This is a genomic window from Alteromonas sp. KUL17, assembly GCF_006538305.1.
Lineage (GTDB): Bacteria > Pseudomonadota > Gammaproteobacteria > Enterobacterales > Alteromonadaceae > Alteromonas > Alteromonas macleodii.
Genome location: NZ_BJKJ01000002.1, coordinates 1 through 17,421, shown reverse-complemented (window position 1 = coordinate 17,421; position 17,421 = coordinate 1). Strand labels below are relative to the sequence as shown.

Sequence of the window (17,421 nt, the reverse complement as noted above, 5' to 3'; positions counted from 1 at the left end):
TATTGGGTATGGAAGGTTATAAAGCTCCACAACGTGACGCCATGTTTGTAACACATGAGCTACTAAATTATCAAAATCACTATCAAAAGCTAGGTTTCGACGAAGCATCAGAAGATCTGGTGTCGGCGATTTTCGCTGAAGCTGCAAAGTTTTCAGAGAACGTACTGGCACCCATCAATGCATCAGGCGATGAAGAAGGGTGTAAGTGGGTTGATGGTGAAGTAACAACGCCTAAAGGTTTTAAAGAAGCTTATCAAACGTATGTTGAGGGCGGATGGCCAGGAATGTCTCACCCTGAAGAATTTGGCGGTCAGGCACTACCATATTCATTGTCATCTATCATTGCTGAGTGGTTCTCAGGCGCAAACCATTCTTGGGCGATGTACCCAGGTCTAAGCCAGGGCTGTATGGCAACAATAAAAGCCCATGGCTCTGAATTACTACAAAAAATGTTCCTTGAAAAACTGGTTAGCGGTGAGTGGACAGGTACTATGTGTTTGACCGAGGCACACTGCGGTTCAGACCTTGGCATGTTGAAATGTCGCGCGGAGCCTCAAGAAGATGGTACCTACAGCTTAACAGGAACGAAGATTTTTATTTCGGCAGGTGAACACGACTTGTCTGAAAATATCGTACACATTGTGTTAGCTCGATTGCCAGATGCGCCAGAGGGGACCAAAGGTATTTCACTATTTGTTGTACCTAAATTTAACGTATCTGAAGATGGCGAAAAGCAAGATAGAAACGCAGTAGGCTGCGGAAGCATTGAACATAAAATGGGTATCAAAGCCAGCGCAACCTGCGTGATCAACTTCGATGGCGCAAAAGGTTATTTGATTGGGCCACCAAACCGCGGCCTAAACTGCATGTTTACGTTCATGAATACCGCACGTATTGGCACTGGTCTTGAAGGCTTGGCATCATCTGAAGCAGCATTCCAAGGTGCGCTTCGCTATGCAAAAGACCGCATTCAGTTCCGTTCATTAACAGGGCGTAAAAATCCTGATGGCCCAGCTGATCCTATTATTGTGCACCCTGATGTACGTCGTATGCTGTTAACGCAGAAAGCGTTCGCGGAAGGCAACCGAGCGCTTGCCGCTTACTGTATGCAGTTAGTTGACGTTACTTTGTATGGTAGCGACGAGGCTGAGAAGCAACTTGCGGATGCAAAACTTGCATTCTTAACGCCTATCGTAAAAGCCTTTTTAACTGAAACCGCGCAAGAAGCCACGAGTTACGGTATGCAGGTTTATGGCGGCCACGGCTTTATCAAAGAATGGGGTATGGAGCAGCTAGCTCGCGATACCCGTATCTGCACCATGTATGAAGGTACTACAGGTATTCAAGCCGTTGACCTATTAGGTCGTAAAGTAATGGGCTCTAATGGCGAATTGCTTAATGTGTTTGTTCAAGAAGTGCGCGACTACTGTAATTCATTGCGCGATAACGCTCAGTTTAGTGCTTGGACTAACGCGCTAAACTCTCATCTTGACGAGTGGCAGCAGATCACTATGGATATCGGTAAGGCAGCAGCATCGAACCCAGATGAAATTGGTGCAGCGTCTGTCGATTACTTAATGTATTCAGGTTATGTCACCGTTGCTTACTTCTGGCTAAAAATGGCAGTGAAAGCACAAGAACAGCTTGATGCAGGTAGCACCGAAACCGAGTTTTATAAGAGTAAAATCTTAACAACGGGCTTCTACTTTGACCGTTTGTTAACCCGTACTCGCTCACTGGTTTCGGCAATGCAATCAGGCGCAGACAACTTGATGTCTATGCCAGAGAGTATGTTCGCTATCGAGTAACGACATAAAAGTAATACACGTGCGTAATTAAAAGACGTACGAAAGGCCGAGAAAATAATGTAGCCGAGAAAATGATTTAACCAAATAATCATTTGGATACGTTATTTTGCTCGGCCTTTTTGTTTCTTAAAAACAACATAGAGGAAGGAAGTGAGCACAGTGGTTGTTTCAAAGTACGTGAATGTTGAGGGAGCCAGCCTTCATTATTTATCCCGAGAAGAAGAGAGCGCTGAGAACCCTCTGCTTATCATGTTTCATGGCTTCCCAGAAAATGCGCACACATGGGAAGCGTTAATGGCGACACTCCCCACATCACTTGACATCATTGCCCCAGATTTGCCCGGTTATCATTTATCGAGTCCACTACCCAGTGAAACGGACTACCAAGTTCCATCATTGATAAGTCGAATGGCCGCCTTCATCGAGAAAGTTCAAAAAGGCCGAAAGGTTATTTTGTTGGGACACGATTGGGGTGGGGCAATAGCGTGGCCCCTAGCAGCCTTTCACCAAACATTAATTAGCAAACTTATTATTGTTAATGCTGCTCATCCTTCTTGTTTTACACGGGCAATAAAGACCTCTTCTACGCAAAGAGCAAAAAGCCAGTATATCTCTGCGCTTATTGATAAGGTCGCAGAGCGGACCCTTACAAATACAAGCTTTACGTTATTGAAAAATATGTTAGGCAACGGCTTTTTTGAGAAAGAAACCAGCTATTCAAGGACTCTACTTAACGACTGGGGTAAACCTGAAACCCTCAGTGCGATGCTCAATTACTATCGGCAAATGCCTCAACAAGTGCCACAAAAGAATGTATCTGAGAAAGTGTTGGATGATATTCGTATACCTGAAATATTCATTCACTGCCCAACCCTGTTATTGTGGGGAGAGCAGGATGATGCGTTTGATCTAAGTGTACTGGATAAAATCGAACACTATGTTCCATTGATAATTAAGCGGTTTAATCCGCACGCGTCGCACTGGTTACACAGGGAAAAACCTGAATGGGTACAAAAAGAAGTGATAAATTTTATAGGGTTCTAGAAAGGGGTGAGGCCCCTAAAAGGGGCCTCCAGTGCGGCGTCCTGCCGCTACCATGTTGAATCGTTACATCACATGGTGTGATTAATTAGTTATATTAGATTCTGCCGTTAAGCTCTGTCGAAATAGGAGAGCTTTGAAGACCTTGTTCAGCAATCCACGCTTGAAGTGTCTTACCGTCTGACTCAGGCTCTGCTAAGTATTTGCTTGGCATTTTCTTAACCAGTAGAGTACCTACTTCAACCGCGTTGCTAGTAAGAGCAGTGCGAATTAGGCTTTGGCCGTTACAAGAAATGCCAGAGTAGTAATCGCGAAGCTTAAGTTTGTAGTCTGATTGAACGCTACGCATTTTCTTACGTAGTTCGCCCTTGTCATCTGCTTGAACAATTGTGCAAATGTTTGCAAGTGCTTCGTTAATGTCATTAGCCTGAGCTGCGTTAGAAAAAGCTAAAGTTGATGCTGCAATTACTAGAGAAGTTTTAACGATTTTCAACATGGTTAAATTCCTTCGGTTGTTGTTATTAAGATTGTGTTCGTTCGTTGAGATGCATTAAACCCGAATCTAACTATTTGAAAAACATGTTGTAAAATAACATGGTATGTCAAACCATACCTAAAGGGGGGAGCTTGCGTTACGAGCTCACGCATACCGCAGCTTGATTACCTAAGTCACTGGGTTGAAGAACGTGAAAATTTAAAGAGACAGAAAGTAAAAAGGCCCCGTAGCGGGGCCTTTCATTGCAGCTGACGCTGCAACCATGTTGAATCGACTCACATGGCTATGTGAATTAGTGCTTAGATTCTATCGTTAAGCTCAGCAGAAATTGGCGAGCTCTGTAAGCCTTGCTCTGCTATCCACGCTTGAAGCGTTTTGCCGTCTGATTCGGGCTCAGAAAGGTCTTTGCTTGGCATTTTCTTAACAAGCAGTGTACCTACCTCAACTGCGTTGTTCGTTAAGGCCGTGCGGATAAGGCTTTGACCACCGCATGAAACACCTGAGTAATAATCACGTAACTTTAATTTGAAGTCTGACTGTACGCGACGCATCTTCTTACGCAATTCGCCTTTGTCGTCAGCCTGAACAATAGTACAGATGTTTGCTAGTGCCTCGTTTACGTCATTTGCTTGTGCTGCGTTTGAAAAAGCTAATGTTGATGCTGCGATGACTAGAGAAGTTTTAACGATTTTCAACATGGTTAAATTTCCTTCGTTATATTTGTTTAATTAATCGGTTTGTCTGTTCGGGATTAATTAAAAAACAATCAGGTCGAATGAAAAACATTCATTCAAATAACAAGGTATATCGAATAATACGTTAGACTAAAGATGTAAGAGGTATGAAATGCGCTGTAGCCTTTAGTATTAAAGGGCGCAGGCAAACTAAGTTGAATTGCAATTGCAGATCAATAAATAGCCAAATAAAGTGCAAAAAAACAACGTTAATGCTGTTTTTTTGCTTTTTGTTGAAGTTAATGCGTACTAAAAATGTACGCAATAGGCATTGTATTAATAAGAAAAGAACGAAATTAAGAAGTAAGCAGTGCTGAGGCAGTACGTTCTGTCGTGATGAGCCCATTGAGCAATTTCGATCGCAGAGCGCCTCTTATAGCGTGCAGTTTGTTGTCGCCCGCTGCAACACCCACTACAGGCTTTTCTGGCGTTGCTTTCAACTTAAAGCTCGTTACTCTCTCGTTAATATCGCAACTAATCAGCGCACCTTCTTCATTAAAGATCCAGCTTATGATTTCGCCACTTGCACCAGATTCAGCGAGGGTTGCTAATTGATCATCGTCGATAAATCCGTCTTTATACAATGGAGACACGCTGCCTAAGTTACCAATGCCTACGAAGCTAATATCCGCTTGTTCGGCAAGCGTGTGAATTCTAGATATGTGTTGTTGCTGTTGCCAAATTTCCCGTTCTAGTTTACTAGATGCTATAACAGGGATAGGCATAGGATAATGCTGTGCTTTAACTCTGTCGGCTACGTGAACAGCCACGTCATAACGCGTCGCCTCTCCGTTATCAGCAATATTACCAACAAGGGAAACAATTTTATGCTGAGGGCAGTGAAGTATTGACAATTCATCAGCACAGGCACGCAGTACACGGCCAGTGCCAAACGCGATGGTTTGTGGAGCGTCGAATTTTAAAGCTCTTTCTATTGCTGCTGCACCCGCTTGACCAAGGCCAAGCGTTGAATTGGGATCGTCATCAACACTGGGCACGACTTCACAGAAAGTTAATCCGAATTTTTTCTTTATGCCTTGCGCTAATTCCATACATCTAGCAATCGGGTGTTCTAAGCGCACTTTCACAAGACCTTCCGACATGGATAACGCCACTAAGCGTTGTGCGCTTTGGCGTGATGTTTTGAGCGTTTTAGCTATCTCATCTTGCGTCTTACCACCAACATAGTACATCCATCCTGCTCTGGCGGCCTCGTCGAGTTTATTGAGTTCGTTTTGTGCTTTCTTACTCATCTAATTTTTCTCATGTCAAAAATGTCAGGGATTCGAGAGTAAAACTCGTCCCATGAATTAATGGTGTTGTCCGATGTCACAATACAATTCTGTAGATGTGCGCCACCTGTATAGTGGAAGTAGCGCATGTCTGCGGCTTTTGCGGCAGCAATCCCAGGCTGAGAGTCTTCAATAACTAGGCAGTTTGTAGGAGCAACGTTGAGCGCATTTGCCGCATATAAAAATAAATCTGGTGCTGGCTTGCCTTTATTAACGAGTGCTCGCGTGAAAATGCGGTCTTCAAAATAGGAAAGTAGGCCTGTGCTGGTTAACGCCTTTATTGTTCTTTCAGGTGAACTGCTTGTGGCAACACAAAATGGAATACCTAGTGAGTTAAGTGCAGAAAGTACAGAGGTGATACCGGTAGTCTTTTGTAAATGGCACTCGAAGCTGTCGAACAGTAATCCATGGAATTTGTTTTTCATGGACGTAGTAAGTGTGAGCGCAAAGTCATCTTTTAACTTACCCTGAACGTGCTCCATGCTCTTGCCAAGAAAATGCTCTATAAAATATTGTTTCGATAATGCAATATCGAAACTAGACAGAAGTGCTTGCCACGCCTGCATCGATAGCACTTCACTGTCAATCAGTACGCCATCACAATCAAAAATCACCAGTTCCACGTTGTGTGCCTGCAAGAGTCACCTTCCTTTAAGTATTAACATTTAACCAACGTCCCCTTGCCAATTCCGTATTCGTACACCAAAGGTCAACAGGCCCTAATTATATGAACATTTGCCTAAGTGTAAGGTAATTGATGGCGTTTGTTCTACCTTAACAAGCAGTTCTTGAGTCATACGACTACATACGCGGTTTTCGGCCTCAAATTTCGTCTCTAAAATTTCTTCATAGTATCAATTGGATAGATTATATCGCGTTTATTTGGATTGGTTAAATGTGCATTTTTATTGTGTTAATTAAATAAACAAGCCTCCATTTATTTTGTTAATGGCTGTTTACAAAGTAGAGGGTATATGCAAATATTTACAAAAATTGAGATATATCCCAATGTCTGAGCAAATGCTCTTAATGTGTTTTGAAACCAGTGGGAAATACACCTACAACACGAGATTTGAAGATGAAGTCGACGTCTAGTGATATTGATATTTCACAAGTTAGTGACGAGCAACTCCCCGTCGCTAAACATAAGTTAAAAGGGTGGAAACATTTCATGGGCTTATATGCCGGTGAACATGTTGCAGCCACTGAATTCGTATTTGGTGCAACCTTTGTTGCGCTAGGCGCCACCATGACCGACATTCTGTTGGGTTTATTAATTGGTAATCTACTTGCTGTCCTAAGCTGGACACTTATCACTACGCCTATCGCTGTAGATACCCGTTTGAGCTTGTACTCGTATCTTCAGAAAATAGCTGGCGACTCTATGACCAAGCTCTATAACTGGGCGAATGTCATCATATTTACAGTGATATCGGCCGCTATGATTACGGTGTCGGCAACCGCCGTGCGTTTTGCATTGAATATTCCGGCGCAGTTAAATTGGTATCCGACTAATTTAGCTTTTGTTGCCGTCGTGCTTGCAGTCGGTGTGATAGTTGTCTTTGTCGCTATGTATGGCTTTAACGCGGTTTCCAATTTTTCTCGTATTTGTGCGCCTTGGTTGTTCACCATGTTCATTTGCGGTCCACTTATTCTAATGCCTGCACTCGCTGAATCTGTGATTGGGCAAACGTTTCTTACATCGTGGAATGACTTTATTCATATCGGTAGTACATCGGTGTGGACGGGCTTCACCCAAAGTGGTGAGCCTGGTATTGGTTTATTAGAAGTGATTGGCTTTTCGTGGGCAGCGAACACGATAACGCATTTCGGCCTTATTGATATGGCGTTACTGCGTTTTGCTAAGCGTAAACGTTACGGTTTATGTACGTCGGCGGGTATGTTATTTGGTCATTATATAGCATGGATTTCAGCCGGTATTATGGGCGCAGGAACAGCGGTTATTGTTCAAAAGTCCATTGGTGAATTAGACCCGGGCGATGTGGCATTCCACGCATTAGGTCTTTCTGGACTCGTTATTGTTATCGTTGCAGGCTGGACTACAGCAAACGCGAATCTCTATCGCGCTGGACTTGCCGCGCAAGCTATTTTTAAAGATAAATCACGTACTACAACGACCGCGGTCGTCGGTATGGTCACCGTTGCAATTGCGTGTTTTCCGTTCGTGTTTACTAAATTACTGCCACTGTTAACGTATGCTGGATTACTTGTTGTTCCTGTAGGAGCAATTGTGTTCGCAGAGCACATGATTTTTCCGCGTATTGGATTCACACGTTATTGGGCACATTATCAAAGCCTTACTCACAGCACGCCAGCGGTAGCGAGTTGGGGGTTGGGGCTTGTGTTTGGCTTTGGTTTAAACGTCTTAGACGTCATGTCTTTCTACTATCTATTCATACCCACGTGGTTCTTCACCATAGCTGTCTATACAGCACTGGCCGCAAAGTATGGTGCAAAACAAGCTTATCCTGAGCAAGAAGCACAAGTAGATGCTTTCAATGCACGTGTTGAAGCTCATCAGCAGCAAGAAGCGGCGTTAGAAAACGAACACGTTGAAGACGTTACTGCCGTATCTAAATTACTGCGTCTTACTTCGCTAGCGAGTTTGTTGGTGTCCATAGCATTGGCAATCAAAACTTTTTCTCTTAGTGACACGGTTGCCGCTTACGAATTGAACCGAGACCTATTCTTTAATGTTGGGTTCGCGTGCACCGTTATCTATTTCGTTACTGCGTATTGGGCGATGCGTCGCCACAAAGCGTTACAAAGCTAATAAGGTTCTTATGCAATCTCAAACGTCTATTTTATTGAACAGAGCGAACTTATCGTCGTTGCCAAATGACATAAGGCGTCCAGCTTATGATGTGGAGAAGGTTCAAACGGGTATTGTTCACATTGGTGTGGGTGGTTTTCATCGGGCACATGAAGCCATGTATGTAGACACATTAATGGCAAAAACCGGCGATCTATCGTGGGGCATTTGTGGTGTGGGTCTTCGCGAGAACGACCGTGCGATGAAAAAAGTGTTCGACGAACAAGATAACTTATATACCTTGGTTGAAAAGCACAATGACGGTTCCCGCAGTGCATCAGTTATCGGTGCAATGACGGGGTTTTTGATGGCGCCGGACGATCCTCAAGCAGTCATTGATAAAATGGCTGAGCCCGAAGTACGCATCGTATCGTTAACCATTACCGAAGGTGGCTATAATTTTGATGCTTCCTCAGGGGAATTTATTACCACTAACCCTGATGTCATTCACGATATCGAAAACCCCAAAACGCCTAAACTGGTTTTCGGCTATTTAGTTGCAGCGCTTAAAAAACGCAAAGAAAACAACGTTAGGCCTTTTACCGTTATGTCATGTGACAATATTCAGCACAATGGCCATATGTTAAAGAAAATGCTGCTTGCGTATATTGAACTGTTTGACCAAGCGTTTGCTACTTGGGTTAATGAAAACGTGAGTTTCCCTAATTCAATGGTAGACAGAATAACGCCTGCAACCACAAATGAAGATATCGCAACGTTAAGGGCTCAGGGCGTAGAAGATGCTTGGCCTGTAGTGTGTGAGCCTTTTGACCAGTGGGTTATTGAAGATGACTTTTGCAATACCAAGCCGTGTTTAGATTTAGTAGGCGCGCAGTTTGTAAGCGATGTGGCACCGTACGAAAAGCTTAAGCTTCGTATGCTCAATGCGGGCCATTCAGTACTTGGCTTGGTTGGTTCTGTAGCAGGGCTTGAAACTATCCATGAAAGTGTTGAAGCGAAACAGTTAAAGCGTCTTCTATCAATCTTTATGGAACAAGAGGTTATGCCAACACTCGACCCAGTAGAGGGGATTGACGTGTATGAATACAGAGATACGCTGCTATCTCGTTTCTCCAACCCTTTCATTAAAGATACGCTAGCGCGAATTTGCCTTGAAAGTTCGGCTAAGCTTCCGGTGTTTTTATTTCCCACCGTACGAGATAATTTGGCGGCCAACAGAGACACCGATATAAGTGCTTTAGTTGTTGCTTGCTGGGCCTTCTATTCAGACAGGCATGCCTCTCAAGACGGGAAGTCACTTGAAATCAACGATGTGTTAGCTGATAAGTTACACAACGCGGCTAGTAATAAACCAATAGACAGCCTTAGTTTTTTAATGCTAGAAGAAGTATTTGGTAAGCTGGTTGATGAAGCGCGTTTTACCGCTAGTTTCCAGGGCTTTGTAGAGCGCTTGTATCAACAAGAGCCGGTGTTGCTGATTAGCGAAAAGGTAGCAAACAATAAACTCGAGCTTGCCAGAGCTTGTTAGATTGTATGGGTAATCTGTATTAGTACGAAGGAGAGTAGGGAATACTCTCCTTTTTTATGCATTGAATTTTATCAACTGATACAAAAGAAAAAAGCGACCCGAGGGTCGCTTTCTAAAGTGCAGATTTCTCTGCAACCATGTTGAACTGGTTCACATGGTGTGAAACTGTTTTATAGGCGGTCGTTGATAACCGCAGCAATTGGGTTATCTTGCAGACCGTTTTCCGCAACCCAAGCTTGAAGTGTTTTTCCATCAGCTTCAGGTGCTTCTAAATCACTTTTTGGCATTTTCTTAACAAGTAACTCGCCAGCTTCTAAAGCATTGTTTAGCAGTGCTGTACGAATTAGGCTGTTACCGCCACAACTAATTGCTGAGTAGTAGTCTTTAAGCTTCATGCGGTAGTCTGATTCGACTGAACGCATTTTCTTACGTAGTTCGCCTTTATCGTCCGCTTGAACGATAGTGCAAATATTCGCTAGTGCTTCGTTAACATCAGCCTGTGCTACGCCCGACACACCTAATGTCGCTGCGATAACAAGAGAAGTTTTAACAATTTTCAACATGGTTAATTCCTCAAGTACTTCTATAGATTGTTTGTTCGGGAGGATTAAACGACAAAAATGAAATCTTGAAAACGTTCTAAGCGATACTTAGGTATGTGGTTTTATAAGTATGTGGAGACAAAAAAGCGCCCATAACGAGCGCTGTTTGGAGAAGTGGCGTTAGTGAGGTTTATAGTTGCTCGCTACTTCCATTATTTGTTCACGCATCCACATATGAGCGTGATCATGGTCGGCGCTTACATGCCAATAAAGGAAATACTCTACAGGCGGTAAATCAAAAGGAACCTCGTACAACGCAAGATCGTAATGTTTAGCAAGGTGATACGGCAGGCACGCGATAAGGTCTGTCTTTACTATCGTACTTGGTACGGTTAAAAAATGTTGACCTCGCATAACTTCCTTGCGTCTTTTGCCCATTTTATCTAACGCAATATCTATTGGGCCCACACCAGATTTACGCTGTGACACATTAATATGGCCTAATCGTAGAAAGGTATCTAAGTTAAGCCCGTTTTTGAGCGCAGGATGATTTTTACGTGCTAACACTACAAGTCTGTCTTGAGCGATTTTTTCTTTACACAAATGAGGGTCTGTAAATGTCGATGCATCTGAGTAAAAGTCCAACGTGCCCGATGCCATCGCCGAAACAACTTGGCTTCTAGGAATCTCGTAGTTGGTTAACCCAATATTTGGCGCCAAATTCTGCAAACGTGAAATGAGTCGAGGCATAATGCTAACTTCAAGCAAATCACGGCTGGCAAAGTTAAAGGACTTCTCGGCTGTGAGAGGGTCGAATGTATGACTTTCTTGCACACTTCTACGTAGTAAGGCTAAGGCTTGACGAGCTGGAACAATAATATTTTGCGCCACGGGGGTAGGCGTCATACTGTGGCCAGTACGAACGAACAGCGGGTCGTTAAGCATTTCTCTTAGCCTTGCTAAAGAGTTACTTACCGCTGGTTGAGTAATGCATAAGACATCTGCTGCCTTGGTTAAGCTTCCTGCCGTGTAAATGGCGTCGAATACTGCAAAAAGGTTCAAATCGATTCTATTGAGATTCATAACTAATCCTTTAAGAGCGAGTGCCCTGAAAAAAGCCAATAGATGAAGAGGCGCTAGTTTGTATCACGGTGCGTTTAATAGAAAACTGTGATCCAATGCTACATAGCATCTACGAATAATTTACGTTAGTGTAACAAGAATATTTATAAATATCTATTATTAAAAGTTAATTGAAATATTCAAGATAATAATAGTAGTTTTATCGTCAATAAATGGAGATTGGACTGAAAAATGAGAACACTTTTAGACTTAGCAGTGGGAGATACCCTTGAACAACTCGAATGGATGACGGTTACGCAGGACATGATCAATCAGTTTGCAGACGCTACCGGCGATCACCAGTGGATACATTTAGATGCTGCGCGCTGTGAAAAAGAAAGTCCCTTTAAAACAACAATTGCTCACGGCTTCTTGACTGCCAGTCTCATGCCTAAAGCATTTGCTGAAGTGATTGCGCCAGACGAACGTATCGCGTCTATGATCAACTATGGCATTGATAAGTTACGTTTTCTTGAACCAGTAAAAAGTAATGACGCCGTTAAATACCAATTCAAACTTGTCGAAATCACTGAGAAGGCACAAGGGAAGCTTTATAAAGTAGAGGCAAGTTGCCTGCTTAAATCGAATGGGAACCCTGCGCTAATAGGTGGCTTTCTCATGCTCGCGGTGCTTAAGCCTTGATAGATTGTTGTTGTACGCGGTAAAAGTGGCTGTACAGACTAGTACGGCATATTGCCAAATGCGTATTACGATGCGTGTACTACGTCGTTGTCTAGTTGATATGTCGCACCGTGTATTTCAGAATCATAATGCCACAAAATAAAAAAGCCTGAGATGCTGGCGTTTGTTGACCTTTGATATATAGCAAAGGTCAACAGGGCCTAGTTTAGCAATCGTCAGGCTTTTACCTACACAGTCGTACTTTATCGGCAAGACCGATGTTGACAGAAACGAGTTAGTTAGACGCTTCCTCGGCACCTTCTTCAATGGCTTCTCCAGCACTTTGAATATCTTTACCGGCCCCTTCAACTGTTGCACAACCGCCTAAACTCCCAAAACTGGCTGCGAGTATAAGTACTAAAAAAGCGTGTTTAAGTGTTTTTGAATTTAACATTTCCATTTGCATCTCCGTTAGTTTCATTCTTCTGCGGGTTGCTCAGGATTATCACCCGCTTTCACATCAGACTGCTCAGTTGATGAATTTGTATTACCTTTACTTGGACTTCTCTCATCCTGCTTTTTAAGCATGCTATTAAGCTTATCTCCCCCTCTAGCATTGAAATCCAATGTTCTGATAGGGAAAGGAATAAGAATATCGTTTTCTTCTAATACCGTTTTTACTGTACTGATCGCGTCGTGGCGTACGACCATAAATCCAGGCTCTCCTGGATATCGGATCCAAAACCACAGTAATAGGTTGATACTTGAATCGCCAAAAGACTCTGCGTATACCGCGGTTTCTTCTCTTTTGATGACATAATCTTTTTCATTCATAGCATCCGTAATAACTTTGGCGGCTTCTTCTATATCATCAGCGTAAGAAATGCCTACAGGGACCTCTATTCTTCGATAACCAAGATATGAATAATTGGTCAAAATATTTCGGAAAAGAATCTTGTTGGGTATAACTTCAAGTTGACCATAAAAAGTTTCAACTAAAGTGTTTCTAAGGTTTATTTCCTTTACGTTACCAAATACACCTTCTGCCTCAATGACGTCACCAATTTCAAAGGGTTTTCGAATTCCCATGGCTACACCGGCAATGAAGTTTTCCGTCATGTCCTGAAACGCAAAACCAATGGCCAACCCGACGATACCTGCGCCTGCAAGTAAAGAGGTGACAGTACCTTTGAGGCCAACAAAGTCTAGCGCAATGAAAATTCCCGCTATTAAAACGATAGATTTGATTATGGAGGTGAGGAGGCTTGCAATTTGTCGAGACTCAAACGTTCTGCGCATAATCTTGCCAGCAACGTTGCCGATCACTTTGGCGATAATGCCAAAGGCTATCGCAATAAAAAATGCGACAACAATGTTAGGAAGAAGCGTAATGCCGCCCTCTACCCAAGACTCTAGCTTTTCGCTGAGTAATTTATAAACCTCATCTATTTTTGGAAACTCCATAGACCTCGTGCACCTTCATATAAAGTGTTCTTGATGTTTCAAGAATCATTCCTTTCAAAATAATCTTGTAACGCATTGAAAATTAGAGGGTATGCCTGATTTTTGAGGTGCGCGATCAATCAAGCGTAATGAATAAATTTCCCATATTGGGAAACATATTCTCAATTGGGATATGGCTAAATTCGGTGGAGAGGCTTCAATTTATCCTAAAGGATATCTGGTCAGACCATGTGTAAAATTAATGTAAACATATTATTCACAATAAATTTACAAAGGTGAAATTCAAGCATAGTATCAATTGCGTAGGTCAATATTTGTTCATGGCCTCAGACAATAACAACACGAAATCGAACAGCCTGTCGCTAGCGGAAAGTGTGGGTAGTAATGCCGGTAGTGATAAGCCCAGATTTGGAATCACACTATGAAATTTAAAACGCGTAAGACAGCAGTGGCGGCTATGGTCGGTACTGCCTTATTTTGCTCTCCTTATATCGCATCAGCCCAAGAAGCAGACGTTGAAAGTGAGCAAGAAGCAAAGAAAGACGTAGAACTCATTTTGGTTACCGGTAGTTTTGTTCGCCGTAGCGAAAACTTCGAATCTCCTTCTCCACTAGCCGTGGTAGATAGCGTGGCTATCGACGCGATTGGTGCAAAGAATATTGCGGATATTACACAAACACTCACTATTAACACGGGTGCTGAAAACAACCCGGATGCATTTACGCAAAACGCAACAGCGGGAACGTCGAATATTAACCTTCGTGGTTTAGGCGTAGCGTCTACTCTGGTTTTACTTAACAACAAGCGTCAGGTCGTTACAGCGCAACCAACGAACGAAGGCCTGAACTTCGTCGATACCAGTTCACTTGTGCCAATGATTGCCATTGATCGTATGGAAGTGGTTAAAGATGGTGCGTCGGCTCTGTATGGTTCTGATGCCGTTGCAGGTGTCGTTAACTTTATCACCAAACGCAATTATGACGGAGCAATGGTAAGCCTTGACTATCAAGATGGTGCGCATGGCGACAACAAAGAATTCATTTTACAAGGTTTATGGGGCGCAACCGGTGATAACGGAAGCGTACTAGCGGCGATAAGCTATACCAACCGTTCGCCGCTTTTTCTCAGCGATAGACGACTAAGTCGTCCTCAAGATGACACAAGTCCATTAGGTAACCCTGGTTCTTATTTTGTGAATGTCCCTGATGTGGGCGCAGTTCCATTCAGAGATCCCTATGGTTGTGAAGAGTTTGGTGGTTCTGTTATCGTACCTCCTTCACTCACAGATTTTGCGTCCATTGGTGCAGGGTTTTGTGGCTTTGATTTCGGTAAGTTTTATTCATATGTTGCCGATGAGAGCCGAACAAATGCGTACGTACGTGCAGACTACGAGTTCCATAACGATATTACATGGTCGGCTGAATTCAGTTTAGCGAGAAACCGTGCTGAACGTGGTGGAGCACCGAGCTTCCCAATTTTAACCTCTCCAATCGTTCCGGATTATCATCCGCAGAATCCATTTGGTCAGCCTGTCGCTTTCTTCGGCCGCGCTGAAGGTAACGGCTTCCCTGGTGACCCAGCGAATACCGAATCAGATACCTTTCGCTTTAGCACCAGTTTACAAGGTGTGACAGACACTGGGTTCTGGGAAGTAAGCTATACACGTGCGGTTAACGATTTTGTATTTAGGGTTCCTGACGTACTAAATACCGAGTTTCAGCTTGCGCTATACGGTCTAGGTGGCTCTAATTGTGACCCTATCGCTGGAACGCCAGGGGTAGGGGATTGCGAATTCTTCAACCCATTTGCAACGTCTTACACAACGGCACCTAACTCTGATTACGTGGTTAGCTCCTTTACGGGAACCGAAGTGATTGACTCTAAAGCTGACCTTGAAGTTTTCGAAGCGTTTACATCGTTTGATGTGTTCGAAATGGGCGGTGGCTTTGCAGCGTTAGCATTGGGTGTTCAATATCGTGAAAACCAGCTTAGCCAAGATTACGATGACCTTGCTAACCAAGACAGTTTCACATTCGTTATCGGCAACCCTGATATTGATGGTAGCCAGGATGTATGGGCAGCGTTCGGTGAACTTGCATTACCAATAAATGACGAATTAGATGTTCAGCTAGCGGTTCGTTATGAAGATTACGGCGGTACCATTGGAAATACGGTGGATCCAAAGTTAGCGATTTCGTGGCGTGCGACTGATGAGTTTTCACTTCGCGGCTCGATATCTACGTCGTTTAGAGCGCCAACAGTGTTCTTAGCACAAGGTGGCGCAACGTCGTTGCAACAGCTTATTGACCCCGTTCAAGGTGCTACGGCATTTGTAGCTGTTAGAACATCGGGTAATGAAGAGCTAAAACCTGAAGAGTCGACAGCCTATAATATTGGCTTCTCATACGAGCCTTTCAGAGACTTTTCTGTTGAAGTTGATTATTGGAATTTCGAGTTTGAAGACTTGATCATTCAAGAGAACGCGCAGGCGGTACTAAATGATGATCCGACTAACCCAGACCGCGTCATCCGTGCTGGAGACCCGCTGACTGGGCCTGTTCTTCAAGTAAATAACACGTATGTTAACGCGAGTTCTTTGGAAACATCGGGTCTTGATTTTGTAACCAGTTATAAAATAGAGACAGACTTCGGTAACTTTACACCTACGTTGAATGCGACCTACATCACTAAGTATGACTTGATGGACCCACAGGCAGGGAACATTGATGGTGCAGGACGCCGTAACTTCAATAACATTGGTGTGTCTTCTCCTGAATTGCGCGCGAACTTGGGGCTGGCTTGGCAAAACGATATCCATGCAGCCAATATCTTCCTTCGCTACATCTCATCATATGATGATGATCAAAATTGCGCGGACGGTACTGCAAACGTGGGTGGTTGTTCAGGTGGCTTTTACGAAGTGGATAGTCACTTGACGGTAGATGCTCAATACAACATCGACTTAGGTGGCTTATATGATACAGAACAAAGTTATGTGTTGACGTTAGGCGCAATTAACATGTTCGACGAAGAGCCTCCACAGCTATTCACTAACAGCGGGTTTGACTCTAAGGTTCACGATCCACGAGGTCGTCAAATCTATGCGCGCTTGGCTATCGAATTCTAATCTGTTAATAAGGTAGAAGTATAGCCACCCTTTAGCTATAAAAGTTGAAGGGTGGCTTTTTTGTAAACCTTAGCCTCCACTCCTCTTTGTGATTTTGTCTCCAGTCTCTTCTAATGTTAAACCAATCGATTAAAGTATCTCGTAATAGGTAAGACTTTTACGTAATTATCAGTGATTGAAGGAGATAAGAATGGCGACGAAGCTGTCTGATAATGAAATTAATGAAAAATTGAAAGTGCTCAATGAACTGGTTTCCGATGACACACCATGGGAGCAAAGTGGAGACACTATCAAAAAGACGTTTATGTTTAAGAGCTTTATCCGAGCTTTTGGGTGGATGTCTCAAATTGCGATTTGGGCGGAAAAGCTAAAACATCATCCGGAGTGGTTCAATGTTTATAATAAAGTAGAGGTAACATTGACTACGCACGACGCTGGTGGGCTAACAGAATTAGATTTTTCGTTGGCTGAAAAAATGGAAAAATTTAAATAGCTTGAATCAACGTGTGTAAATAGGAGCTAAAAATCGGTTAATTCGTATTAACTTTGTTCATGTTGGTTAATTAAACCGCTAACAGTCAGAAAAATGAAATATTTCGCATGCTGGTACTTGTGTTGCGAAAGTCCCTATGTATAATACGCACCACGTTGAAGCGAGGCATTAAATGAAGCGCTTACAACAATAATTTTCTGGCGCGGGATGGAGCAGTCTGGTAGCTCGTCGGGCTCATAACCCGAAGGTCGTAGGTTCAAATCCTGCTCCCGCAACCACAGAAAATAACCAGAATTTCAAAGCATTGCATAGGCAAGCTTTACCGTACAAGCGCGGGATGGAGCAGTCTGGTAGCTCGT

The 17,421-nt window shown here is 43.3% G+C and carries 15 protein-coding genes and 1 tRNA gene; 8 read left to right on the top strand and 8 right to left on the bottom strand.

Features of this window, described 5'->3' with window-relative positions; all coding sequences use genetic code 11:
* Positions 1–8 precede the first annotated feature (8 nt).
* Together KUL49_RS01960 and KUL49_RS01955 are read left to right on the top strand one after the other, a co-directional pair.
* On the top strand, positions 9–1,808 hold the full coding sequence (locus tag KUL49_RS01960) for an acyl-CoA dehydrogenase C-terminal domain-containing protein (protein WP_014949232.1): 1,800 nt from the start codon (positions 9–11) through the stop codon (positions 1,806–1,808).
* Positions 1,809–1,958: 150 nt separating this feature from the next.
* Positions 1,959–2,852, top strand: coding sequence for an alpha/beta fold hydrolase (locus KUL49_RS01955; RefSeq protein ID WP_242633695.1), 894 nt, complete (start codon positions 1,959–1,961; stop codon positions 2,850–2,852).
* A 94-nt stretch (positions 2,853–2,946) separates the two neighbouring features.
* On the opposite strand, the gene KUL49_RS01950 is transcribed toward KUL49_RS01955, so the two are convergent.
* The 4 genes from KUL49_RS01950 to KUL49_RS01935 form a co-directional block, all read right to left on the bottom strand.
* Entirely contained in the window at positions 2,947–3,345 is a 399-nt protein-coding gene (locus KUL49_RS01950; RefSeq protein WP_131136119.1) for a DUF3718 domain-containing protein, read from the bottom strand.
* Between the two features lie 299 nt (positions 3,346–3,644).
* Complete coding sequence (locus KUL49_RS01945) at positions 3,645–4,043, bottom strand: DUF3718 domain-containing protein (protein ID WP_014949235.1); 399 nt, start codon at positions 4,041–4,043, stop codon at positions 3,645–3,647.
* A gap of 332 nt (positions 4,044–4,375) precedes the next feature.
* Positions 4,376–5,332, bottom strand: coding sequence for a sugar-binding transcriptional regulator (locus tag KUL49_RS01940; protein WP_014949236.1), 957 nt, complete (start codon positions 5,330–5,332; stop codon positions 4,376–4,378).
* Complete coding sequence (locus tag KUL49_RS01935; protein ID WP_131136118.1) at positions 5,329–6,009, bottom strand: HAD family phosphatase; 681 nt, start codon at positions 6,007–6,009, stop codon at positions 5,329–5,331. The genes KUL49_RS01940 and KUL49_RS01935 overlap by 4 nt, the downstream gene beginning before the upstream one ends.
* A gap of 440 nt (positions 6,010–6,449) precedes the next feature.
* On the opposite strand from KUL49_RS01935, the gene KUL49_RS01930 reads away from it, so the two are divergent.
* Positions 6,450–8,165 carry a cytosine permease gene (locus KUL49_RS01930; RefSeq protein ID WP_014976338.1) on the top strand — a complete coding sequence of 572 codons (1,716 nt, stop codon included), beginning with the start codon at positions 6,450–6,452 and terminating at the stop codon, positions 8,163–8,165.
* A gap of 10 nt (positions 8,166–8,175) precedes the next feature.
* A complete protein-coding gene (locus KUL49_RS01925; protein ID WP_131136117.1) occupies positions 8,176–9,693 on the top strand; it encodes a mannitol dehydrogenase family protein in 1,518 nt (505 codons plus the stop codon).
* A gap of 170 nt (positions 9,694–9,863) precedes the next feature.
* Here the strand turns inward: KUL49_RS01925 and KUL49_RS01920 are convergent, their stop codons facing one another.
* Positions 9,864–10,256 (bottom strand): DUF3718 domain-containing protein, encoded by a 393-nt coding sequence (locus KUL49_RS01920; protein WP_014949240.1) that lies wholly within the window; start codon positions 10,254–10,256, stop codon positions 9,864–9,866.
* Between the two features lie 159 nt (positions 10,257–10,415).
* On the bottom strand, positions 10,416–11,318 hold the full coding sequence (locus KUL49_RS01915) for a LysR family transcriptional regulator (protein ID WP_014949246.1): 903 nt from the start codon (positions 11,316–11,318) through the stop codon (positions 10,416–10,418).
* 231 nt (positions 11,319–11,549) lie between these two features.
* Between KUL49_RS01915 and KUL49_RS01910 the strand changes: the two genes are divergently transcribed.
* A complete protein-coding gene (locus KUL49_RS01910; RefSeq protein ID WP_131136116.1) occupies positions 11,550–11,999 on the top strand; it encodes a MaoC family dehydratase in 450 nt (149 codons plus the stop codon).
* 274 nt (positions 12,000–12,273) lie between these two features.
* Here KUL49_RS01910 and KUL49_RS01905 read toward each other — a convergent pair whose 3' ends face one another.
* A complete protein-coding gene (locus tag KUL49_RS01905; RefSeq protein WP_014949248.1) occupies positions 12,274–12,438 on the bottom strand; it encodes an entericidin A/B family lipoprotein in 165 nt (54 codons plus the stop codon).
* A gap of 17 nt (positions 12,439–12,455) precedes the next feature.
* On the bottom strand, positions 12,456–13,442 hold the full coding sequence (locus KUL49_RS01900; RefSeq protein ID WP_131136115.1) for a mechanosensitive ion channel family protein: 987 nt from the start codon (positions 13,440–13,442) through the stop codon (positions 12,456–12,458).
* A gap of 421 nt (positions 13,443–13,863) precedes the next feature.
* On the opposite strand from KUL49_RS01900, the gene KUL49_RS01895 reads away from it, so the two are divergent.
* The 3 genes from KUL49_RS01895 to KUL49_RS01885 all read left to right on the top strand — a co-directional run bounded on the left by KUL49_RS01895 (position 13,864) and on the right by KUL49_RS01885 (position 17,340).
* Positions 13,864–16,569: a TonB-dependent siderophore receptor gene (locus KUL49_RS01895; protein ID WP_131136114.1), complete on the top strand. Its 2,706-nt coding sequence runs from the start codon at positions 13,864–13,866 to the stop codon at positions 16,567–16,569.
* Between the two features lie 190 nt (positions 16,570–16,759).
* Positions 16,760–17,062 carry a 4a-hydroxytetrahydrobiopterin dehydratase gene (locus tag KUL49_RS01890; RefSeq protein ID WP_131136113.1) on the top strand — a complete coding sequence of 101 codons (303 nt, stop codon included), beginning with the start codon at positions 16,760–16,762 and terminating at the stop codon, positions 17,060–17,062.
* A gap of 201 nt (positions 17,063–17,263) precedes the next feature.
* Positions 17,264–17,340: transfer RNA gene (locus KUL49_RS01885), tRNA-Met, on the top strand.
* Positions 17,341–17,421 lie beyond the last annotated feature (81 nt).